The sequence below is a fragment of the Edaphobacter paludis genome (assembly GCF_039993895.1).
Lineage (GTDB): Bacteria > Acidobacteriota > Terriglobia > Terriglobales > Acidobacteriaceae > Edaphobacter > Edaphobacter paludis.
Map to the genome: position 1 here is coordinate 1,296,139 of NZ_CP121194.1, position 23,218 is coordinate 1,319,356.

General features: G+C 58.4%; 18 protein-coding genes. 10 read left to right on the forward strand and 8 right to left on the reverse strand.

Annotated elements, in window-relative coordinates:
- Positions 1 to 105: 105 nt before the first annotated feature.
- The 3 genes from P4G45_RS05330 to P4G45_RS05340 all read right to left on the reverse strand — a co-directional run bounded on the left by P4G45_RS05330 (position 106) and on the right by P4G45_RS05340 (position 3,470).
- Complete coding sequence (locus P4G45_RS05330; RefSeq protein ID WP_348268639.1) at positions 106 to 2,262, reverse strand: M28 family metallopeptidase; 2,157 nt, start codon at positions 2,260 to 2,262, stop codon at positions 106 to 108.
- A gap of 95 nt (positions 2,263 to 2,357) precedes the next feature.
- A complete protein-coding gene (gene mscL / locus P4G45_RS05335; protein ID WP_348268640.1) occupies positions 2,358 to 2,753 on the reverse strand; it encodes a large conductance mechanosensitive channel protein MscL in 396 nt (131 codons plus the stop codon).
- A 105-nt stretch (positions 2,754 to 2,858) separates the two neighbouring features.
- Positions 2,859 to 3,470, reverse strand: a complete 612-nt coding sequence (locus tag P4G45_RS05340) for a D-sedoheptulose 7-phosphate isomerase (protein WP_348268641.1) — start codon at positions 3,468 to 3,470, stop codon at positions 2,859 to 2,861.
- Between the two features lie 152 nt (positions 3,471 to 3,622).
- On the opposite strand from P4G45_RS05340, the gene P4G45_RS05345 reads away from it, so the two are divergent.
- The 10 genes from P4G45_RS05345 (at position 3,623) to P4G45_RS05390 (ending at position 16,018) form a co-directional block, all read left to right on the forward strand.
- Positions 3,623 to 4,570, forward strand: coding sequence for an alpha/beta hydrolase (locus tag P4G45_RS05345; RefSeq protein WP_348268642.1), 948 nt, complete (start codon positions 3,623 to 3,625; stop codon positions 4,568 to 4,570).
- A 2-nt stretch (positions 4,571 to 4,572) separates the two neighbouring features.
- Complete coding sequence (locus P4G45_RS05350; RefSeq protein WP_348268643.1) at positions 4,573 to 4,851, forward strand: hypothetical protein; 279 nt, start codon at positions 4,573 to 4,575, stop codon at positions 4,849 to 4,851.
- A 193-nt stretch (positions 4,852 to 5,044) separates the two neighbouring features.
- Positions 5,045 to 6,469 carry an ammonium transporter gene (locus tag P4G45_RS05355; RefSeq protein WP_348268644.1) on the forward strand — a complete coding sequence of 475 codons (1,425 nt, stop codon included), beginning with the start codon at positions 5,045 to 5,047 and terminating at the stop codon, positions 6,467 to 6,469.
- A gap of 43 nt (positions 6,470 to 6,512) precedes the next feature.
- Positions 6,513 to 6,851, forward strand: a complete 339-nt coding sequence (locus P4G45_RS05360) for a P-II family nitrogen regulator (protein WP_348268645.1) — start codon at positions 6,513 to 6,515, stop codon at positions 6,849 to 6,851.
- Positions 6,852 to 6,920: 69 nt separating this feature from the next.
- A complete protein-coding gene (gene glnD, locus P4G45_RS05365) occupies positions 6,921 to 9,581 on the forward strand; it encodes a [protein-PII] uridylyltransferase (protein WP_348268646.1) in 2,661 nt (886 codons plus the stop codon).
- A gap of 138 nt (positions 9,582 to 9,719) precedes the next feature.
- Positions 9,720 to 10,337, forward strand: coding sequence for an NADH-quinone oxidoreductase subunit B family protein (locus P4G45_RS05370; RefSeq protein WP_348268647.1), 618 nt, complete (start codon positions 9,720 to 9,722; stop codon positions 10,335 to 10,337).
- A 214-nt stretch (positions 10,338 to 10,551) separates the two neighbouring features.
- Positions 10,552 to 12,180, forward strand: a complete 1,629-nt coding sequence (locus P4G45_RS05375; RefSeq protein WP_348268648.1) for a hypothetical protein — start codon at positions 10,552 to 10,554, stop codon at positions 12,178 to 12,180.
- A 115-nt stretch (positions 12,181 to 12,295) separates the two neighbouring features.
- Complete coding sequence (locus P4G45_RS05380; protein ID WP_348268649.1) at positions 12,296 to 14,371, forward strand: hypothetical protein; 2,076 nt, start codon at positions 12,296 to 12,298, stop codon at positions 14,369 to 14,371.
- Positions 14,372 to 14,402: 31 nt separating this feature from the next.
- On the forward strand, positions 14,403 to 15,554 hold the full coding sequence (gene mqnE / locus P4G45_RS05385; protein WP_348268650.1) for an aminofutalosine synthase MqnE: 1,152 nt from the start codon (positions 14,403 to 14,405) through the stop codon (positions 15,552 to 15,554).
- A gap of 338 nt (positions 15,555 to 15,892) precedes the next feature.
- Positions 15,893 to 16,018, forward strand: coding sequence for a hypothetical protein (locus P4G45_RS05390; protein ID WP_348268651.1), 126 nt, complete (start codon positions 15,893 to 15,895; stop codon positions 16,016 to 16,018).
- A 363-nt stretch (positions 16,019 to 16,381) separates the two neighbouring features.
- Here the strand turns inward: P4G45_RS05390 and P4G45_RS05395 are convergent, their stop codons facing one another.
- The 5 genes from P4G45_RS05395 to murA all read right to left on the reverse strand — a co-directional run bounded on the left by P4G45_RS05395 (position 16,382) and on the right by murA (position 23,218).
- Positions 16,382 to 18,463, reverse strand: a complete 2,082-nt coding sequence (locus P4G45_RS05395; protein WP_348268652.1) for a beta-galactosidase — start codon at positions 18,461 to 18,463, stop codon at positions 16,382 to 16,384.
- Positions 18,464 to 18,631: 168 nt separating this feature from the next.
- Complete coding sequence (locus tag P4G45_RS05400) at positions 18,632 to 19,303, reverse strand: DUF4142 domain-containing protein (RefSeq protein WP_348268653.1); 672 nt, start codon at positions 19,301 to 19,303, stop codon at positions 18,632 to 18,634.
- Positions 19,304 to 19,406: 103 nt separating this feature from the next.
- The gene (locus tag P4G45_RS05405; protein WP_348268654.1) at positions 19,407 to 20,630 is read right to left on the reverse strand and encodes an MFS transporter; all 1,224 of its coding nucleotides are present in this window, start codon (positions 20,628 to 20,630) and stop codon (positions 19,407 to 19,409) included.
- A gap of 139 nt (positions 20,631 to 20,769) precedes the next feature.
- Positions 20,770 to 21,843 (reverse strand): LacI family DNA-binding transcriptional regulator, encoded by a 1,074-nt coding sequence (locus P4G45_RS05410; protein WP_348268655.1) that lies wholly within the window; start codon positions 21,841 to 21,843, stop codon positions 20,770 to 20,772.
- A 94-nt stretch (positions 21,844 to 21,937) separates the two neighbouring features.
- Positions 21,938 to 23,218: a UDP-N-acetylglucosamine 1-carboxyvinyltransferase gene (gene murA, locus P4G45_RS05415; RefSeq protein WP_348268656.1), complete on the reverse strand. Its 1,281-nt coding sequence runs from the start codon at positions 23,216 to 23,218 to the stop codon at positions 21,938 to 21,940.

Below are 23,218 nucleotides of genomic sequence, written 5' to 3' on the forward strand. Positions count from 1 at the left end.
CGGATCACAGCGTGCGTAAGAGAGCATCCCCCAGGGGCTGAAGCCCGCTTTATTGCTCATAAAAGTACCCCAAGGCTAAAGCCTTGGGGTACCCAGAAGCCGAGGCTATTTTGCTGCAGAATCTAATTTGTCAGCGGCGTGGTTGAGGGCTTCGGTGAGGGCTGCGAGTTGGGATTGGGCGCGGGTGGCGTCGTTCGCTTCAATGGCTTCGTTGACGCCGGGGATGACGACAGCCTCGTAGCCGGTGTATTCGCCGGGGGCGTAGATGAGGTGCTTGTACCAGGGGCGGTGGGGTAGACCTTCGGGGTTCAGGAAGGCTTCTTCGGCAGAGCGCAGGGTGCGGTTGAGCGCGGCGGCGTCGGCTGGTGGATTGGCTTGATCGGTGTGAACGGCGGCAGCCGCTGCTGCAAAGCGTTGCGCGGCGGTTAGAGTGGCGGTGAAGTCGAGTTTGAGGTTGTCTTTTGCGGCGTGGCGCTGGGCGGCTTCGATGTAGGAGAGAATCTCTTTGCCGTAGGTCTGGTAGTCGTAGGGAAGGACGTCGGCGTCGGCCATGTGGAGCACTTCGAGGCCGAAGATACGGGCCATCTCCTGTTCGTAGACGAAGGTGGGATCGGCGAATTTGATGAACCAGTTGTAGTCGTCGAAGGTGGAATGATAGACGCCGTAGCGGCCTTCGGAGCCGATGTCTGTGGAGGGCACGCCGAGGTGCTGGATGAATGGGGTGTAGTCGGAGCCCGAGCCGAGATTGTCGATGGGAGCATCGTCTTCTTTTTCTTTGGACGATTTGTCACGATGATTTGCGGTTTCGGTATTTCCTTCTTCGTGTTTCTTCCACTGATCGTAGACGGTGCCGCCCTTGGGGCTGGGAACTTCGCTGGTGATTTCGCGGATGAACTGTTTGAGCGAGGGAACGGCGGCGGCGCTGAAGTTGGGGCCGGAGACGCTGACGTCGGTGTTGAAGTAGGCGACGGCGTGATTGAGTTCGGCGGCGTGTTGCTCGACCCATTCGGTGGAGCCGATCAGACCTTCTTCTTCGGCGTCCCAACTGGCGAAGAGGATGGTGCGTCGGGGACGCCAACCTTGTTTGAGCAGATCGCCGATGCCGTGGACGGTTTCGAGCATGGCGGCGGTGCCGCTGTTGGGATCGACGGCACCGTAGACCCAGGCGTCGCGATGATTGCCGGCGACAACCCAGTCGTTTCTTTCTGCCGGGTCGGTGCCTTCGATTTTGCCGATGACGTTCCAGATGGTGCGGCGGGCGTAGTCCTGCTGGAGATGCATGTGGACGGTGACCTTGCCGGTGCCGCCGAGATGGTAGGTGAAGGGCAGCGCGCCCTGCCAGCCGTCTGGAACATCGGGCCCGTCGAGCGCTTTGAGGATGGGTTTGGCATCCTTGTAGGAGAGTGGGTTGGCGGGGATCGTCGAGAGGTCGACGGGGTTTTTAATGCGCTGGGAGTCGGGAAGATCGGGCGTGGAGGCGATGCCCGGAGTCTCGGGATCGCCGGGATAGATGGGCAGAAACTGGACGGAGCCGCGCTGCACGGCAGAGGCGGGACGGTAGGGGCCCTTGGGGTACGGGTCGCCGCGGAAGTAGCCGTCGTCGGCGGGGTCGGAGTAGATGAGGACGCCCTTGGCTCCGTATTGCTGGGCGATGTAGACCTTCACGCCGCGGAAGTTCTCGCCGTAGCGAACGAGAACGATCTTGTCCTTGACGCTGATGCCGAGGCTCGCGAGTTTTTTGAAGTCGGCGAGGGTTCCGTAGTTGGCGTAGACGACCTGAGCGGTGACGTCGCCGGAGGGAGAGAATCCGTTGAAGGCGGTCAGGATGCGGGGGTCGTTCTGGCCGGGGTCGCCGCCGTATTTTGCAGGGTCGACGTGCTCGGGCGTGGGGCCGGACATGAGCTTCTTGCCGTCAGCGTCGAAGGCTTCGATGAGGATGCTGACGGGCTTGTTGAGCAGGACTTTGTAGGGGACGATGCTGGTTTCGAGGCCTGCAGCCTTGAATTTGTCGGCGACGTAGAGGGCGGTCTTGTAGTCCTCGGGGGAGCTTGCCCAGTGGGGTTCGGCGGTGAGGATTTTGAGGTGCTCGCCGGCGAGCTTCGCGTCGGGGATGGCCATGAAGGCGGCATCCCATTTGGCTTGCTGGGTGAAGTCGCGATAGCCGAAGACCTGCTGCAGAGCGGGGGATTGGGCTAATCCTACAAAGGGGACGGCGAGGACGGTGAAGAGGGACAGAAGGAGCCGAGTGCGTGGAGGTGTCAACGGGGTGCCTTGGAGTGGACTGGTCGGAAAATCTGAAACGTGGCGATGCCCACGGCCGGGCGTGGGCATCGAGGTTTTGTCGCGAAGGTTCCCGCTCAGGCTACCGGCTGGCCGCAGAACTTGCAGCGGTGCGCGGCGAGAGGAATCTCCGAAAGGCACTCTCCGCAGGTCTTGGTGGTAGCGGCTTCAGGTCCTTTGATCCTCGCCAGCAGTCGATTTGCAGGAAGCACAATGAGGAAGTAGATGACTGCAGCGAGAAGGACGAATGCGATGACGGCGTTGATGAAATTGCCGTAGGTGATGACTCCGCCGTGGAGGTGGAAGACGAGGTAGGAGAAGTCTGGTTTGCCGACGATTGCAGCGACTAGCGGATTGATGATGTCCTTAGTGAGCGACGCGACGATGGTGGTGAAGGCGGCGCCGATGATCACGGCGACGGCCAGATCCAGGACATTGCCGCGGAGGACGAAGTCACGAAAGCCTTTGAGCATCGGTTGATCTCCTTGAAGCGTAAATAATAGTTCTGAAAACACGCCGAGTATACGCCAGCAGAATTCAGGTTGATGCAGAATTTGAAGCAGTTAGTCGCGGAGTGACTACTCGCTTAGGATTTGGGGTTTGTTCTCGAAGTCTTCCCCAAAGGTGAAGCGCTCTACGATCATGCAGAAGATGTGCTCGAGTGCAAGGTGCGACTCCTGGATGTTCATAGTGACGGCGGAGGGGATGACGACGTTGTAGTTGCAGAGGCAGCGCATCTGGCCGCCGTCGTTGCCGCTGAAGCCGACCGTGGTGATGCCCATCTTCTGGGCCTGGTGAAGAGCTTTGACGATGTTCGGTGAGTTGCCGGAGGTGGAGATGCCGAGGAAGACATCGCCGGACTGGCCAAGAGCCTCGATCTGACGCTCGAAGAGACGGTCGTAGCCGAAGTCGTTGCCGGTGGCGGTGAGGATGGAGGAGTCGGTGGTGAGGGCAATGGCGCGCAGGGCCGGTCGATTGACGGTAAGGCGAACAACGAACTCGGCGACGAGGTGCTGGGCGTCCGCGGCGGAGCCTCCATTGCCTGCAACGAGCAGTTTATTGCCGGACTTCATGGCATCTGCGGTAAGCTTGCCGACGCTGACGAGAGTGTCGGCGATGTGCTCGTCGGCGAGGACAGCCTGCATGGTGGCGATGGATTGGGCCAGTTGCTTCTTAACGAGTTCCTTCATAGGCCTCCAGTTTGCTTGATCTGTGATTTTATCGTGGGGAATACTGCTATCCCGTAAATGCGTTTTGAATTCCAAGGACAACCGATCTGCGGGATACAATTTGTTCGTTGAGCAATAGGATGCGTCGCACTGCGACAGGAGATGTAGACCGGATGATGACAAGATTGCTGCAGGTGGGTGGAAGTGTGTTGGCGGTGGTCTTGAGCCTGGGCATAGCGCAGGGGCAGCAGGCCCCGGATGCGGCGGCAGGGAAGACGTTGCTGCTTTGGCCCGCGGGTGCTCCGGGAGCACAGGGAACGGCGGATGTGGACAAGCCGACGTTGACGGTTTTTCTGCCGTCCGGCCCAAATGCGACGAAGACGGGAGTGGTGATTGCTCCGGGAGGCGGGTATCAGCATCTGGCGATGGGGTACGAAGGTACGGATGTGGCTCGCTGGTTGAATGAGCGCGGGGTTGCGGCATTTGTGCTGAAGTATCGTTTAGGGCCGAAGTATCACAACCCCATCGAGATTGGAGATGCGCAGCGGGCGATACGGATGGTTCGCGCCAACGCGGCCGAGTATGGCATCGCGCCGGACCACCTGGGGATGTGGGGCTTCTCAGCGGGCGGGCATCTGACGGCCACGGCGGGGACGCACTTTGATGCGGGCAATCCCAATGCTGCTGATCCGATTGACCGGCAGGGTAGTCGGCCTGATTTTCTGATTCTCGCTTATCCGGTGATAACGCTCGAAGCGCCGTATGCGCATGTCAGCTCGCGGAAGTATCTGTTGGGAGATGATCCCGATCCGGCGGAGGTGCAGTCGTTGTCGGCGGAGTTGCAGGTGACCAAGGACACGCCTCCGACATTTCTGTTCTCGACTACCGATGACGGCACTGTTCCGGTGATGAACAGTGTGATGTTTTATTCGGCGCTGGTGAAGGCCGGGGTTCCGGCGGAGATGCACTTGTTTCAGCATGGGCATCACGGCTCGGGGCTGGGGACAGGGAATCCTGAGCTGAGCGTGTGGCCCGATCTGCTGATCAAGTGGATGCGGGAGCGGGGTTATGCCTCTCCTACTGCTACGGCGGCGGGGCCGGGGGTTCCGGCAGGGGACTGACGATGACGGTTGCGGAGTTTGCGGCGGCGGATAGCGGCGAGTTTACTGGTGCTCTGCTGGCTCTCTGGTGGGACGGGCACGGGGACTGGCAGAAGGCGCATGAGATCGCCCAGGATGTGCCCGGGGCGGATGGAGCGTGGGTTCATGCCTATCTGCACCGCGAGGAGGGCGATGCAGGGAACGCCGCTTACTGGTATCGCCGGGCGGGGCGGGGAGTGGCAGAAGGCAATTTGCGCCGGGAGTGGGAAGATATCGTTGCGGAGATGCTTGCGAGAGGCTGAATTATTTGGCGGCGTATGGATTGCGCCTTTGTAATGCAGGGCATCTTGTGTAGATTAAATAAATCAGCGCAAAATGTGGCCTTCGCTCCCATGACGTGGCGATGCGCATTTTTTTGTTCACACCGCCATGTCCGCGGGTTTGCCGAAGTATCTCTTTCATCGTTCCTCAAAATTCTGAAAAGAGTGTAGACACATGCGTCTTCGAGCGGCCAAGGTATTCCTTTCATTTTTGTTCTTGCTGATATTCGGCGGATCGGTCCTGTGTGGATCTGTGGCGATGGCGCAGACACCTGCGACGGCACAGACGGATCGGATTGCGGCGTTAGAGAAACGGGCGGATGAGAACGCGGCTGCGATTGCGGCGGCGCAGACTGCGGGCGATAACGGCTGGATGCTGGTCTCGGCGGCGCTGGTGCTGATGATGAGCGGGCCCGGGTTGGCGCTCTTCTATGGCGGCCTGGTGCGGAAGAAGAACATTCTGGGCACGATGATGCAGACCTTCGCCATGATGGCGGTGATCACAGTGCTGTGGGGGCTGCTCACTTATTCGCTTGCGTTCAGTAGCGGGAATGCGTTTATCGGTGGGTTGCACAATGTGTTTTTGCACGGTGTGGGGCTGGCGCCGGACAAGGCCTATGCGGGGACGATTCCTCTGCAGACCTTCATGATCTATCAGATGATGTTCGCCATCATTACACCGGCGCTGATTACCGGTGCGTTTGCCGAGCGCATGAAGTTTTCTGCGATGTTGGTGTTCATGGTGCTGTGGTCGATCTTTATTTATAGCCCGATGGCGCACATGGTCTGGGGGCAGGGCGGATTTCTGAATGCAACGGGACGTTTTCCCTGCCTCGACTTCGCGGGCGGTACGGTGGTGCATGTCACCTCGGGCGTGTCGGCGCTGGTGACGGCGATCTATCTGGGCAAACGTATCGGATATCCGAAGGTTCCGATGCCACCGCACTCGGTGGTGCTGAGCTTTATCGGTGCCTGCATGTTGTGGGTGGGTTGGTTCGGATTCAATGCCGGTTCTGCGCTGTCGGCGGGTACGCTGGCGACTTCTGCCTTTGTGGCGACCCAGTTCGGCGCGGCGGCGGCGGTCATAGGCTGGACGGCGGTGGAGTGGATTCGCCAGGGCAAGCCCTCGGCGTTGGGTGCGATTTCGGGCGCAGTGGCCGGATTGGTCGCCATCACGCCCGCGGCAGGATTTGTGTCGCCGATGTCGGCCTTGTGGATCGGCCTGATTGCCGGAGCGTTTTGCTTCACGATGGTCGCAAAGGTGAAGAGCTGGTTTGGGTATGACGACTCGCTTGATGCATTCGGCGTCCATGGTGCGGGCGGAACGCTGGGGGCATTACTGACGGGTATCTTTGCGAACAGCGCGATTAATCCCATCTTTGGTCCCGGCAAGGCTACGGGACTGTTTGAAGGGAACTGGCGCCAGTTGTTCCACCAGGCGTTCGGCGTGGGATTGGCCTGGACGATTTCGATCGTGGGAACGCTTATTATTCTGTTCGTCGTAGACAAGACGATGGGCCTGAGAGTAAGCGAAGAAGACGAACGCGTCGGATTGGACCTGTCGCAACACGGCGAAGAAGGATACGATTGGGCACATTAGTATCGCTGTAGAAGAAATTGAAGGTGCGAGAGGATAGACGGCTATGCAGAAGATCGAAGCGGTGATTCAACCATCGAAGCTGGACGCAGTGAAAGATGCGCTGGTGGAGATTGGCGTTGAGGGGATGACGATCACCGAGGCCCGCGGTCACGGGCGGCAGAAGGGGCATACCGAGTTCTATCGGGGCCGGGAGTATTCGGTGGATCTGCTGCCCAAGGTGAAGCTCGAACTGGTGGTCAAGGACGAGATGTTGGACAGAGCCATTACGGCGATTACGACTGCGGCGCGGACCGGAACGATCGGCGATGGCAAAATATTTGTCTCGAGGATCGATGAGGCCATTCGCATTCGCAATGATGAGCGGGGCGAGGTCGCGCTTTAGGGCGATCTGTAACCATCAATGTTCTTCAGCAGCCTCTCTGGGCTTCAAGTTTTCTTTTGAGGAAACCGTATGAGCACAATTGAGTCCACAGGCAGCGGGATGCGCGAGAAGTACCAGCGAAGAATGCTGGAGATTCGCGGCGCGTTCGATTCAGGAGCGTCGGGGGCTGCGACGATTGCTGCCCGGTCAAAGGCCATTGATGAGCTTGCGACGGGGCTCTGGGCGCAGGAGGTCCAGCGCGACCGGAGGCTGGCCACCGGAATCGCGCTGGTCGCGATTGGTGGTTATGGCCGTGCCCAGCTATTTCCTTACTCCGATGTTGACCTGCTGTTTTTGCTGGATGGCAGGCTGGCCGAGAAGGATGTGAAGGACGCGATTCGGCGTGTGAATCAGGAGATGTGGGACTCCGGGATACGCATCTCTCCGGCGACGCGTAAGCTCGCGGAGTGCGAGCGGTTCGACGAGGAGAACGCTGAATTCGCGATCTCGCTGATGGACCATCGCCAGCTTGCCGGCGACGCTCTCCTTTACCGCAAACTGGCGACAGTGACCATACCCAAGCTGCTGCAGCGGGAGCAGAAGGGATTGATGGCCCGGCTGACGGAGTTGACGCGGGCGCGCCATGCGAAATATGGCGACACAATCTTTCATCTGGAGCCGAACATCAAGGATTGTCCCGGTGGCCTGCGCGATATCCATGTGTGCGGTTGGATGATGCTGCTGCGCGGAGTTGGGCCGGATGGGTCAGGCCGTGTAGGGGGAAGCGGAAACGCGGAAGAAGACAGCGAGTTTCTCAAGGCCGTGGAGTTTTTGTGGCTGGTTCGGTGTTTTTTGCACTACCGGCACGAGCGCGACGACAACTCGCTGGACTGGCAGGCGCAGGATGCCGCTGCCGCAGCAGGCGTTGGAATGGGAATGGCAAGAGGAGCGCCACCGAATGTCGAAGCTGCGTACTGGATGCGGTTCTACTTCCGCCATGCGCGGCGGGTCGAACGGCGTGTATCGCAGATGATGGAAGAGTCGCCCCTGGACAAGCCACGGTTGAAGCTGCTGGGGCTGAGGCGCGAACGGCGCACGGAGCCGTTGCAGCAGGGGTTTCGGGTAGAACGCGGGCACATCGTGCTGGACGCGCTGGTCGGGGATAGCAGTGGCGCTCCGGCGCATGATCCGGCGCAGGACCCGGACATTGTGCTCGACGTATTCGAGACCATGGCGCGGACGGGATGCACGCTGGGTGAAGAAGCAGAGCAGCGGCTGCTGCTTGCGTTGCCGGTGCTCTCCGCGCACCTTGAAGAAGGTCCGGCGCTGTGGCAGCACCTGCAGCGTATCCTCACCGGACGGAACGCCGGAAATGCGCTGCGGACGATGCATGTGCTCGGCGTGCTGGAGCTCTTAATTCCCGAGTTTCACGGTATCGATGCTCTTGTGATCCGCGATGCCTATCACCGCTACACGGTGGATGAGCATACCTTTGTGCTGATCGACACGCTGCATGAGCTTGAGGTCGTGCAGGAAGGACCGATGGGGGAGTGGGCCGCGCAGTTCGGGCGTGTGCTGCGCGAGCTGCCGCATCCGGGACTGCTGTATCTGGCGGCACTGATGCACGACACTGGCAAGGGCCGCAGCACCGACGATCATGCGAAAGAGAGCATGACTATGGCGCAGAGCGTGCTGGAGCGGCTGGAACTCGATTCATACGAGAGCGGTATGGTGAGCAACCTGATTGCGAACCACCTGGAGATGTCGCTGGCTGTGCGCCGCGATATCTTCGACCGGCAGACGGTGCGGGCCTTTGCGAACAAGGTGCAGACGCCGGAGGTCCTGCGGATGCTGGCGCTGTTTACCTATGCGGACATCAATGCGGTGCATCCCGATGCATTGACGCCGTGGAAGGCGGAGAATCTGTGGCGGCTTTACATCGCGACGTCGAACTACCTTGACCGCAATGTGGACGAAGACCGTGTGGGCGCGAAGGAAGAGAGCGAACTTGTGCATCGCGTCGCCGCGCTATTGCCGGGGCAGCGTGCAGCGGTGTCTGAGTATCTCGATGGATTTCCTGAGCGTTATGTGCTGACGCGAACGCCGGAGCAGATCCGGACAAACTTCCTGATGGCGACGAAGTTTGCGGAGGATCCCGTGCAGCTCGATTTTCGTCACGCGCCGGGAGTGAGCGAACTGACGCTGGTGACTCCGGACCGCGCGCTGCTGTTTGCGAATATGACGGGTGCGCTCGCGGCATGGGGAATGAACATCGTGACGGCGGACGCTTTTTCGAACCGGCATGGAGTCGTCGTGGACAGCTTCCGGTTCACCGACAGCTTCCGCACGCTGGAGATGAATGCATCCGAGCATGAGGCGTTTGTGAAGAGCGTTCATGAGGTGATGACCGGCGCGCTCAACGTCGAAAAACTACTGAGCGGGCGCAGGCGCGGCAGACGCAAGGTGCCGAAGGTGGTGGTGGAGTCGCGGGTCGAATTCGACGATGAGGCTTCGTCACACAGCACGTTGCTGGAAGTCGTCGCCCAGGACACGACCGGTCTGCTTCACGCGCTGAGTCTGACGCTGGCCCGGCAGAACTGCAATATCGAGGTGGCTCTGATCGATACTGAGGGGGAGATGGCAATCGACGTCTTCTATCTGACGCATAAGGGCACGAAGCTGAATCAGGCCGAGGAACGGGCACTGCGGCAGGCTTTGCTGCGGGCCATCGAAGAAAATGCCCAATCCTGAGGTGTTTTTTGATAATCCGCTGCCCGTAGTAGGCCAAGTGGCATCGCAGAAGATATTTTGACAGGCAATCACGCAAATCTTTGCTTCCAGCATGAGAAAAAGTCGTCGGAAGGCAACATCGGTTTTATTATTAGAGATATGAGCACAGCACCCACTGAAACAACGAGCAGCGGCCGCCCAACGACTGCGCCGCAAAAGAATGACCGCTATTTCTTCGGCGCTCTGGAGAGTTTTGGTAAAAACCGCGAAAAGCTTGAAGAAGTGAGCTGGGGCTACGACCAGCCCGAAGGCATCGTTCTGGCGTCGCTCGATGGCGCAATCAACTGGGTGAGGAAAAATTCCATCTGGCCCATGACGTTCGGCCTCGCGTGTTGCGCTATCGAGATGATGTCGATGGGTGGCTCGCGGTACGATATCGCGCGGTTTGGGGCGGAGGTCTTTCGGCCCTCGCCGCGGCAGAGCGATCTCATGATTATCGCGGGACGGGTCTCGCAGAAGATGGCTCCCGTGATCCGGCGGCTTTATGAGCAGATGCCGGAGCCAAAATGGGTCATCTCCATGGGGGCGTGCGCCACGTCAGGCGGCGTCTTCAATAACTACGCCCTGTTGCAGGGAGTCAATCAGGTGATCCCTGTTGACGTCTATGTTCCCGGGTGTCCGCCGCGTCCTGAACAGTTGTTGTACGCCATTACTTTATTGCAGGAAAAGATACAGCGTGAGCGTGGTTCTCTGAAAAAGACTTTGAATTTAGCATAATAGGGCCAATCTGGGCTGGTTACTTGCAAGGTTCATTTATAGAGATAACTGGGATCTTTTTACGTTCCCGGCTGGTAAAGTATTGAAAAGATGGTCACCGGAAGGTAACTTTTTACTGGTATGGCTCACAACCCACGTAAGCCCTACTGAATCGAACTAAACTAACTAGCCGTAGGGCTTATAAAAAATGAAAGATTTTAGCGGAGGAAGTTCAATGGTTCATCGCCCGTTTCGTAGTGTTGGCCGGTTCGTACTGGCTGCATGTGCAGTCAGCCTTGGAGTAGCCACTCTGGGTGCACAGACAGTGCCCAGCACAACCGCCCCCTTGGGGCCTAACCCTTCGCGTGTAGATATCTTCACTGGTTACTCTTATTTTGGAGCCCATGGGCAGGTTAAGCCGGCGGGAATCAATTACTCCTCGGTCGATCTTGGAGCTATCGGCAGCGGCGCCTACTATTTCAACAAGTATTTCGGCGGCGAGGTCAATTTCGTGGCGCATCCGGACGGCAATAACGATGGTCTGTATTCGGCATCGGCAGGTCCGATCTTCCGCGCACCAATGCAGAACTTCACGCTCTTCGCGCACGGCCTAGTCGGCGGCGCCAAGCTTGGCGGACCGAACAGCGAACCACCATTCGCCTATCACGAGCCTTACACCTGGGGCCCGACCCTCACCGCTGGCGGCGGCATGGACTACGATCTGCCGTTCTTCAGCAACCGCTTCTCACTTCGTCTCTTTGAGGCGGACTACCGTTACGTTCACACCAGCTTCGGCCCCTATACTCCTCCCCCCACGGGTGGCGTTATGGGCGGGCGCGCCAATCTCAGCGGCGTGGATCTCAGCACCGGTATTGTGACGCACTTCGGCCACGTTATTCCGCCGCCGCCAGTCACGTACACCTGCGCTGTCTCTCCTGCACAGGGCTACCCTGGCGATCCTCTGACTGTCACCGGTACGGCTCTGAACCTCAACCCCAAGAAGACTGCCACCTACAGCTGGACTGCTGACGGCGGCACGATCACCGGCACGTCCAACGTTGCCAACATCGACACCAAGAATGCTGCTCCCGGAACCTACACGGCCAAGGGCCACGTAGCCGAGGGTAACAAGCCTGGCCAGATGGCAGATTGCTCGGCCCAGTACACGGTCCAGGCCTTCCAGCCGCCAACCATCAGCTGCTCGGCGAACCCCTCCAGCCTGAATCCGGGAGATTCTTCCACGATTACGGCAGAAGGCGTCAGCCCGCAGAACCGTCCTCTGACCTATAGCTATAGTGCCACCGAGGGTACGGTCAGCGGCAACGGCAACACAGCAACGCTGAGCACAGCCGGCGCAGCACCTGGCACGATTACCGTCACCTGCAACGTGGTTGACGATAAGGGTCAGACTGCATCGTCTACCACCAGCGTCACCATCGCCGCACCTCCGCCGCCGCCGGCTCCTACGGTCAGCACTCTCTGCTCGGTCAACTTCGAGCGTGACAAGCGCCGCCCGGTTCGGGTCGACAACGAAGGCAAGGCTTGCCTGGACGATGTATCCCTCAAACTGCAGCAGTCGTCGGACGCGAAGCTCGCGCTCGTCGGTAACGCTGCCAGCACGGAGAAGCATGGCGAGCACCTCGCCGCTGAGCGTGCTGTCAACACGAAGGACTACCTGGTCAAGGAAAAGGGCATTGATGCCAGCCGTATCTCGGTCTACACCGGTACACAAGACGGTAAGACTGTGACGACGACCCTTATCCCCGCCGGGGCCACGATGGACAGCACTGGTGTCACCGCTGTGGATGAGAGCGCAATGATGGCGAAACCTCATCACCATGCACGGCACCATGCAAAGAAGTAGATAAGACGCAGTAAAGACATAAAGGCTGACTGGGGTGATTCCCAGTCAGCCTTTGTGCTGAGTGCGATTATCGTGCTGCGGCTTATGCTTGTAACATTGAGCTTGTAAGAACTGGATGAATACGTTGACTCGACGGTACAGATTTCAAATTTCTTTCCTTGTATTGTTTCTTGCTTTTACCTGCCTTCGCGGCAACGCTGCCACCTGGCTACCCTTCGGGCCTGATGGCGGGGACGCAAGAACTGTGGTTGCCGATCCACTGGACCCTTCGCATCTATATCTCGGCGCAGTTAATGGCTGGATTTACGAGTCCCACAACCGTGGTCAAGACTGGAAGCGTCTCGCGTTGGTTAGCGGTCGCGACGGTCTCGCGCTTGATTCCATTGTCATCGACAAGGCGAACCCCAAGCACATTCTGGTTGGCGCGTGGATGTTGGGCGGCCGCGATGGCGGTCTTTATATCAGCAATGACGGAGGCGTCACCTGGGTCAGCGACAATGAGATGAAGGGGCAATCGATTCGCGCTTTGGCTGCCTCCTCCTCCGATCCCAGGATTCTCGTAGCGGGTACGCTGCTTGGCGTATATCGATCGTCCGATAGTGGTCTCCACTGGAAGTTGATCAGCCCCGAAGGCAGCAAGGAGCTGCATGAGGTGGAATCGATCGCCATCGACCCGGTCGATCCGCAAATTATTTACGCCGGAACCTGGCATCTGCCGTGGAAGACGACCGACGGTGGCGAACACTGGAAGAACATTAAAGATGGAATCATCGACGACTCCGACGTATTTTCGATCATCGTAGACCCAAAGCAACCCATGACTGTCTACGCCAGCGCCTGCTCCGGCATCTACAAGAGCGAAGACCAGGGTCTGAAATTTCAAAAGATCCAGGGCATTCCCTCGACCGCCCGTCGAACGCGCGTCCTGATGCAGGATCCGCAGCACCTGAACATAGTCTTCGCTGGGACGACGGAGGGCCTATTCCGCTCGAGCGATTCGGGCAAGACGTGGCTGCGCACGACCGGACCTGAAGTCATCGTGAACGATGTGTATGTTGATCCAGCCGACGACAACCGTGTCCTTCTGGCGACCGACCGGGGAGGGGTGCTGGCCAGCAACGACGGCGGCATGAGCTTTCTGCCCTCGAATCGTGGCTTTTCCTCACGCCAGATCGTGGCTTATGTGCAGGATGACGAGCACCCGGCGACGATCTACGTCGGTGTTGTGAACGACAAGGAGTGGGGCGGCGTCTTCGTCAGCAACAACGGCGGCCTCACCTGGGACCAAATCAGTGCGGGCCTGAATGGCAGCGATGTATTCAGCCTCGGCCAGGCCTCCGACGGCACGATTATCGCGGGCACCGGCCACGGCCTCTACAGACTTCAAGGACAGCTGTGGAGCCGCGTCGACGATGTGAGTCTCCAAGCGCCACGAGAAGCCAAAGCCAGCCCCGCAGCACGAAGAAGCAAGCCTGGCGCGAAACGTGCGAGCAGACCGGCGGTCGCTTTGGTCAGAAACTTTCACTCGGATTCATTGGGTGGCGTCAACGCAATTGCACGGTCGGGCGATACCCTCTACGCTGCCACAAACGATGGCCTACTGCAGAGCGTGACCGCAGGCCAGAGCTGGCAATTGACTCCTGGCCTGGAGAGGCAGAGCTGGCGGTTTGTCGCCGCGGCAAGAGCCATGGTGGCAGTCGCAAGCCTCAACAGCGTCGAACTGACGATCGATGGCGGCAAAAAATGGCAGACGGTCAGCCTGCCGGCTGCAGTCACGCAGCTTGCCGCCGTGGCCGTCGATGGCGCGGGTGGTCTGTGGATTGGGGGCCGCGAAGGGGTCTTCTTTTCTGAAGATGAAGGCGGGACCTGGCATACGTTGAGCCGCTTCTCCATTCATGATGTAACCAACCTTTTCTTCGACGCACGGGCAGAGCGCATCCTGATTACCGCCAACAACAGAAACACCATCGTCTACGGAGTCCATCTGCCCGACAGAAAAGTGCAGTATTGGAATGCCGGCTGGTCGCTCCGTCTGGCCCGCCCCGTTGGAGACCATCTGGTGGGAGCAACCTTGTTTGACGGCATCGTCGTGCAGCCGCGTATGGTGGCATCGAAGGAAGTATCTACCAACACCGAAGCCTCGGCCACGACGGAGACTTCCACGAAGCCCGCAATCATTGCTCGACCATAGCGCCGGGCTTTAGAAGGAATAGAATCGTACTATGAGCCTTCTTTCAGCAGACGCCCGGCCGCAACACTCGTTCCAGACAGACGATGCATCCCTCCTGCCCATTGCGGAGAAGGTGCAGCGCGGCGAGCGTCTCAGCTTCGATGATGGCGTAACGCTCTATCGCAGCGGAGATATCCTGGCCGTGGGCTGGTTGGCCAATCTCGTCCGCGAGCGGATGCACGGCGACCTTGCCTACTTCAACGTCAATCGCCACATCAATCCGACCAATGTTTGTGTCGCCTCCTGCCGCCTTTGTGCCTTCGGACGCAAGAAGGGCGAAGCCGGAACGTACACAATGGCGCTCGAAGAAGCATGGGAGACAGCGGGCTCCGGCTACTCCGAGGCGATCACCGAGTTTCACATCGTTGGCGGTCTGCATCCGGATCTGCCCTTTGAGTACTTCATGGACCTGGTGCGCGGCCTAAAGCAGCGCTTCCCCAAGGTGCATATCAAGGCATTCACCATGGTCGAGGTGGCATTCCTTGCCAAGCGTGGCAAGATGACGATTCCCGAGACACTGCAACGTATGAAAGATGCCGGCGTGGACTCCATGCCGGGCGGCGGTGCGGAGATATTCGCTGACCGCGTTCGCCACATCATCTGCGACCACAAGATCGACGGCGGTGAGTGGCTGGAAACCGCGAAGACGGCTCACCAGATGGGCCTGCGTTCCAACGCGACCATGCTCTACGGCCATGTCGAAAATGACGAAGACCGCGTAGACCACCTGCTGAAGCTGCGCGCAGTGCAGGACGAGACGGGCGGCTTTCAGACCTTTATCCCTCTGGCCTTCCACCCCGACCACACCGCACTGGCACATATTCCGCGCACCACCGGAATGCTCGACATCAAGCAGATCGCCGTCGGTCGCCTCATGCTCGACAATTTCTCCCACATCAAGAGCTATTGGCAGATGGTCTCCCCGAAGATGGCACAGATTGCACTCCGCTTCGGGGCCGACGATATCGACGGCACCGTCGTCGAGGAGAAGATCTACCACGATGCGGGGGCGACGACTCCGCAGGGAATGCGTCGCGCCGACCTGGTTCGACTCATCACAGAAGCGGGTCGTGTGCCCTTCGAGCGTGACACCCTTTATCGGGCGGTGACGCGAAGCGAAGACACGTTCACCGTTGCGGTTTGAGCGGGGAACCATTCCTCAAAAATTCGCAATGAAAGAGGTCGGAGTACATTCACTGAATCATTCAGTGAACTGGGGAAAACACTTTCTGTAAAAGTTTGCCCTTCGCAATCCTTTGCAGGAAAAGTTTTTCCTATTTGCATAAAACTCTGTCGCCCTTGCACTATAAAAACCCCATAAACAGGTAAATTCTTCGGCATCTTCATTTGGCACGCCGCTTGCTATCTAACTTCTCGTAACGATACCAACTGCGATCGATTCGCTTGCATCTAAGGCGCAAACGATCACAACAATAGTTTTTTACCGGTTTGCCCTTTGGGCGAGCCCGGGAGAACCTCGCAATGAAACGTAAGACTGCACTTCTTTTATCAGTGATCTGCCTTGCCACACTCTCGGTTTCTGCAGTGGCGGGCACCCTTGTATCCATTAGCGGCGGCAACTGCGGCGGCGAAGACATCGCTTCCTAAAGCAAAAAATATTCAGTTGGTCTGGTGGTAGCTGGTTGCAGCAAAGGCTGTGTGTATCGGGGTGATCGGAGTACTCGCTGACCTCCGCGATAGTCATGGCAGGTAATTCGCTTTACATCGCATGTCCATAAAAGGAGGCTTTATGTACCTGTTGTTCATCCCATCCATGTGTGCAGTAGTCGTCATTGGCTTCATCCAACTCCGGGACCAGTTCACTGTAGCAAAATCGAAGTAGATACTCCGGGCCCAAAATTTTTCACCTTACTTACCGCCCCAAACCCAGGTCTGTACGGATCGGTAAGTAGGCAAGAAGAGAGCCGGGCACAATCGGCCCGGCTCCTCTTTGCCATCTGTGACCTTAATTTACTTTGCCTGCAGGACTGCCACTCCGTAGTGGGGGAGCGATACGGTGCGGACTTCCTTGTCATCGAGAACGCTTCGCATCGCCGATGGCAAGGTGACGGTCTGTGGTGCTTTATTGAAGTTGACGAGGATGAAGACCTTTTTGCCCTCTCCCTCGCGCGGATAGACATCGACGCCCATGGGCACCGGCCCTAACGCCGCGGTCACACCGCTGGTTTCGGCCATCCACTTGGCAGCTCTCAACATAGTTGCATCATCCATCCATGCGCCAATGTAAGTGATCTGCCCTTTACCAACCTTGCGGGTAATCACAGCGGGCTGCCCATCCAGCCAGCCATTGCTCCTGCCATAGCGCATCAGCACCTTCGTATCCGGGGCTGAGGTGCTAAGCTGCTCCGCCCAGATCTTCGAAGTGGTATCGCCCCATATTCCGGTAACGGGAACCGTATCCTCGGGCTTGTCGTCGATGGCATAGAACTGATCGACCCTTCCTCCGAGCAGTTCGGCCAGCGGACCAGGTTCGCGTTCCGGCCACAGCCCATTGTCTTCGTTCTTCATCCCAGTGCGCTGTCCCAGGACAAGGTGTCCGCCATTCTTCACGTAGGCGATGAGGTTTTCGGCCTCGGCCTCCGATATCACCTCAAGGCCCGGCGCAACCACGAGCTTGTAGCCGTCGAGCGGTGTGGTTGGAGGCACAATATCGATTGACTGAGCGACTTCCCGCAGCGGCTTGTAGTAGCTCACAATCTGCGTCACGGGATCGAAAGCCTGGTTGTGCCGTTGCCAGTTAATGGCCCACCGGCTGTCGTACGAGTGCAGAATCGCGACCTGTGAGTGGACGCTCGTTCCCGCCAGGGCCGAACCAGCTTTGGCAAACTCTTTCCCAATCTGTGCAACTTCGGAGTAGACGGGAACCGGCGTTCCATCGGCTCCGATAAGCGTGCCATGCAGCTCTTCCTGCCCATTCAGGTCGGAGCGCCACTGCCAGTAGCTCACCGCATCCGCGCCATGGCCGACATCGTGCCATGCCATCGCCCGCACTTCGCCTTTATCGAGCACCGTATTTACCGGAGCCCAATTAACAAATCCCGGCTGCGTCTCCATCACCCAGAAGTTCTTTCGCAGAAATCCCCGCGTCAGGTCATGCGCCGCTCCATTGCGGTACGGATCGAGATGGCCGCGGCCAACATAGTCGTCCCACGAAGCAAGGTCAAGGTCCTGAGAAACGGTGTAGTGATCGTAGCCGTCGAACCACCCCATCATGTTCGTTGTGATGAACTGCCGCCGGTCGCTGTTGGCGCGAATCACATCGAGCTGGTTCTTCTGGTAGCTCCGGTAGGTATCCGAGACGAACCGCTTCCAGCTCAGCAGCAGCCCCGGATTGCCAGCCTTCTCTTCAATTGGAATCTGCGACCAGTCCGTGTATGTCTCGCTCCAGTAGGCCGTCGTCCAGCGTTCATTCAGATTATCGAGCGTCTTATAGTGTGCCTTCAGCCAGTCCTGAAACTGCTTCTGCACGTCCGGCCCGTACGATTCGGCAGCGTATTCATTGTCGATCTGCCAGCCAATCACATTGGGGTTATGCCCATAGCGCTCGGCCATCTTCTCCGCAATGCCACGGCAAAGCTCACGGTACTTCGGATTAGCCCAGTTGAACTGCTCGCGATTTCCATGCTCATCGCGGCGGCCATCTTCCTTGATGCGCAGCGTCTCCGGATACTTCTGCGTCAGCCACGCTGGAGGAGCAGCCGTCGGCGTTCCCAGAACAACGTAGATGTGATGCTTCGCTGCATCGGCGATAGCATGGTCCACCCAGTCAAATTTATATACGCCCTCGGTCGGCTCGATTGATGACCAAGCAAACTCCGTGATGCGAACGAAGCGAATTCCGGCCTGCTGCATCAGGGTAAGATCAGCATCCCAGCGCGACTCGGGCCACTGCTCGGGATACCACGCGGTGCCAAGATAGATAGGCGGCTGTGCCTCAGGTTGCTGTTGTGCCTGCGCGGGCGAGCGCAATGCAAAAAAAATGAAAAGGCTTACAAAGGCGAGCGGAAGAAGTTTGCGGGTCGGCAGTATCATCTGTGGGATTCTCCAAGGGCGTCCTGCCGCACAGCGGATGCGCGCCAGCAATGCCAATTAAGCGACGCATCCATACTAATTGCAACGCGCTCCCAGCATCTGCCGAACAACAGGAAGGACGCTCTCGAAGGAGCGCCCATCCTGCCTGATACTAGATTCGTGACCTTGTTATTTTGATGACACCTTATTCTTCTGGGCGATCTGCTCGATCATGTGCAGGTGCTGGCCGATGACTTGCTCACCCTGCGAAACAACCTCTTTCAGCGCAGGGTTGGAGGTGTTTATCGCCTCCTGTTTGAATTCCTTTTCATCCTGTTTATGGTCTTTCACCATGTTCTGGATGTAGGCCTTGTCGAACGCATCGCCATTCAGCGCACTGAGCTTGGCGACGGTCGATTTATCTTTGGACGACAACGAGTCAGGCGGTTTGATGTTCATCTGCTGCGCCACCTGTTTCATCTCGTCACCAAGCTTCGTATGGTCATCGACCATCTTCTGTCCAAATTGCTTTACATCGGGATTGTTGCTCTTTTGCGCGGCGAGTTGCCCCATCTGAACTTCAGCCATGCCGCCTTCCAGTGCCTTGCGGACGAATGCCTTGTCCATCATCATGGCTGGACCATTCGGGTCCTGGTTGCTGGAGGGCTGGTCCATGGGAGACGCTCCCGGTTGCGCTCCGGGTTGCGGCATCGGAGTCGTCTGCTGGCTTGGAGAGGATTGTTGCGCGCCGCCGGGAGGCATCTGTGCGATCGCTGAGGCGCTGCTGAGAAACGCCGCACCTGCAAACAGCGCGAGACTGGCGCGTATGAGGCGGTTATTCATCTGACAACTAATTTTCATGGTTTTAGCTCCTGAACAGGGGTTCGAATAGCCATCCCGTAATGGAATGTTCCGTTCGCGATCCACACCTTACAGGTCGCATTCAATAGGGTGCATCGCAGCGTTATCCGGTTGCCTCTGCAGAGGAGCGGGCTTCGCACGTCGTTGTATCTATTGGTCTGTTTGTAATGCTGGTAGAGAGTAGCAATAGCAGGACCGCACCTGTAGCCGGGACGGCAAGCCCGGCGCGCAGTCCATGGAATTGTGTAGAGACCACACCGGTCAGCCACGGCAGCGTCGCTCCTCCAATTGAAGCTGCGGCAAAGACCCGGCCAAGCCGCGGATGGTTTCCCGTCCGTGCAAGAAAGAACGAAAGAATCAGGGGGTAGATTGGAGCAAGCGCAAGTCCGCTCAGAACCGTGAGTGTCACGACTCCGCCAGCACTAAGGTGTTTCGCGACGATCAGCGCGCCCTCCGTCAGGATGAGCAGCACGACGCTGCATCGGTAGAGCGACGCTTCGCCAAACAGGCTCGTCAGCGCAGCCAATAGCATCCGTCCCGTCATCTCCGCCACCCAGAAATAGAGCGCGATTGACGAGGCCAGCAGCGCCTGGCTCGTGCGCACGCCGTAGCTTGGCAGCCAGCCTCCTAACGCATTTTCGATTCCTACATATAGGAGCATTGCGGCAGAAAACATCAGGAGCGGGAGCAGCGGCAACGGCATCTGCCTCTTTATCTTCGCTTCCGCCGGCGACTCTGTTGCAGGGGGCACCACCTTTACATCGTGAGGCAGAACGATCGCAAAGGCAGCCGCAAGAGCAAGACATCCGGAGAGCACAAAAAAGAAGAGTCTCACTCTGTTCGGACCGCATGCTCTCACCAGCAGCGAACAACTGATTGCTCCCGCTCCCCACGCGACATTCAGCAGCGCAATCAGGCGTGTCCGTGCTGAAGGGATGGCGATGCCCGAGATTACATTTCCAGCGGTCAGTCCTGCGCCGAGTCCCAGCCCGACGCAGAACAATGCTATATGGGCGGCGCTGAAATCGGTCCACGCCATTAAGGCGCACCCCACCGCGCTCATGCACGCACCGTACAGCATGCTGGCCCGCAGATTGCGCGTGGCAAACCACGCTCCACAAAGCTGGCCTGCGAAGGTCGCCATAAACAATGTGCCGGCCTGGGCGTCCTTAATATCCCATCGCGCAATCAGGGCAGGGAGCAGAGGCCCCAGCATCACCGTCGCAACGCCGGCTACGAAGAAGTAGAAAAATACCGGCCCCAATGCGCGGAAGGCACCTGCCCGTGTTCTCGAAGCGTCTGTTATAGATGAGGTAGTGTCTGACAATTCATTGCTCTCACGTCGTCATCTTGGACGAAATAGCTATACGCTGTCACCCTGACGAAGCGAACTATCCTCGCATTTGTTCTAGCTTATTTGAGATGGCTCATCGAGCTACGCGCGGAATTCTCACCGGCGAACGCGGCTAATGTTTGGATTTATGCGCCTTCGCAGGACGATCTTCGCGAATTCCGGCCGTGGATTCCCGCACTACCAGTTCAGGCTCGAACCATACGGCATCAGGATAGGGTTCGTCCGGCGACTGAATTCGATTGACCAGCAGTTGAGCCGCTGTCCAGCCCATCTTGTGAAGCGGCTGGCGGATCGTAGTCAGCCGGGGATTGTAGTATTCGGCGACGATAATATCGTCGAAGCCAATGACGGAGATATCACGCGGGCAACTCAGCCCCACATCCTCGATAGCGCGAATAGCTCCAATTGCCGCCGTATCGTTGAAGCAGAAGATGGCGGTAAAGTCTCGTGTGCGGGCGAGCAGCTCGCGCACCGGCGGATAACCCAGCTCAGGCGACCACGAATTCTTTTCAAGGTGAATGCATAGCTCCGGGCGGATGGTAATGCCGATTTCCTGCGCGATGCTGCAAATCGCCTCCCAGCGCGCCGCCGTATCGCTGACGTACTTCGACCCCTTCATGAAGGCGATGCGGCGGTGCCCCAGATCGTATAGATGGCGCAACGCCATCTTCGCCGCGCGGTTATGGTCGAGCACAACGTTGGTCAAGCCGGGCGTCTTGCTGTGCGACGAGATGCCCACCACCGGTAGCGGCACCTTATGCCGGAGTTCCGTGTTCACCATCAGAAAGCCATCGACAGCGCGATTCATCAGTAGTTGCGGATACTCCTCGATCAGGTCGGGCCGTCCCAGATGGCTGACGGTGAAGTAGAGGAAGCCCTCTTGCAGCAAGTATTGTTCGACGCCGAGCATGACACCGGTGAAGTACCCTTCGCTAACCTCCGGCACAATCACGCCAACGGTATTGGTGACCCGCGTCCGCAACATGCGTGCATGGAGATTAGGACGGTACTCGAACTTCTTCGCCGCCGCATGGACGCGTTCCTTGGTCGCGGCGGAGATCGATTTTGCCACCGGGGAATCGTTCAGCACGATGGAGACCGTCGCCGGAGAGAGGTCCAGATACTCGGCAAGGATCTTCAGCGTTACCGGCTTGCCGGCCTCGGATATTTTCTTCTTTCCTGTCATGGTTCTCCAAGGGAACTTTATTGCGAGGTGTGCAACCTTTGTACACCTTTCGGCCGCGAACGCCAGAACTTAAAGATCCCGCAGAAAATTCGAATCATCTCTTACCGAAGACATCCCCCATGCGGCGGATCTGCGCTCCAACTCCGCGCAGCTTCTCCTCCAGTCGTTCGTAGCCCCGGTCCATGTGGTAAACCCGGTCCAGAATCGTCTCTCCGTCTGCTACCAGCGCCGCCAGCACCAGCGAAGCCGAGGCCCTCAGGTCCGAGCACATCACGGCAGCCGACTGCAGCGGCGTCTTGCCCCGTACCGTGGCTGTCCGCCCCTGTACGGTGATGTTCGCGCCCATGCGGTTCAACTCCTGCACATGCATGAAGCGGTTCTCGAAGATGTTCTCCGTAACCACGGTCGTACCCTCAGCCTGCGTTGCCAGCGCCATATACTGCGCCTGCATGTCTGTAGGGAATCCTGGATACTCTTCTGTCGAAATATCCGCCGCCTTCAGATCGCCGCCGCTGCGAACGCGAATATGATCGGTGCCCACATCGATCCGAACACCGCACTGCTCCAGCTTATTAATCAAGGCGCTCAGATGAGCAGGCTCGCAGCAATCGACATTCAGGTCGCCGCCGGTAATTGCTCCGGCAACAAGAAAGGTCCCGGCTTCGATCCGGTCAGGGTTGATGCGATGCCGCGCCCCATGAAGTTTAGTGACGCCGTGCACGCGGATCGTGGATGTTCCCGCTCCTTCGATCTTTGCTCCCATCGCAACTAGAAGCGCCGCCAGATCAGTAACTTCGGGTTCACAGGCACAGTTCTCGAAGAGGCTCTCTCCCTCGGCGAGCGTGGCAGCCATCAGCAGGTCTTCCGTACCGGTAACAGTGATCTTGTCGAAGACAATATGTGCACCCTTCAGCCTGTCGGTGCGGGCTTCGAGATAACCATGTTCCTGGGTGATCGTTGCGCCCATCGCCTCAAGACCTTTGATATGCAAGTCGATAGGACGGCCACCGATGGCGCAGCCTCCCGGCATGGCAACTCGGGCGACTCCAGTGCGTGCGATGAGTGGGCCAAGCACAAGCGAACTTGCACGCATGGTCTTGACGATCTCATACTTCGCGACCGGGTCCGAAAGCACAGCGCAGCGAATATGTGTGCGGTGTTGGGCGCGCCCGTAACCCAGTTCGACCTCAGCGCCCATGCTGGCCAGCAGCTTGCGCTCGGTCTCAATGTCGCGGACCTGCGGGATGTTTTCGAGGATGACCTCATCCTCGGTAAGAATGGCGGCGGCCATGCAGGGAAGTGCGGAGTTCTTGGCTCCGGAAACTTTGATCGTGCCGAGAAGCGGATTTCCGCCGCGTACAACAAACTTGTCCAT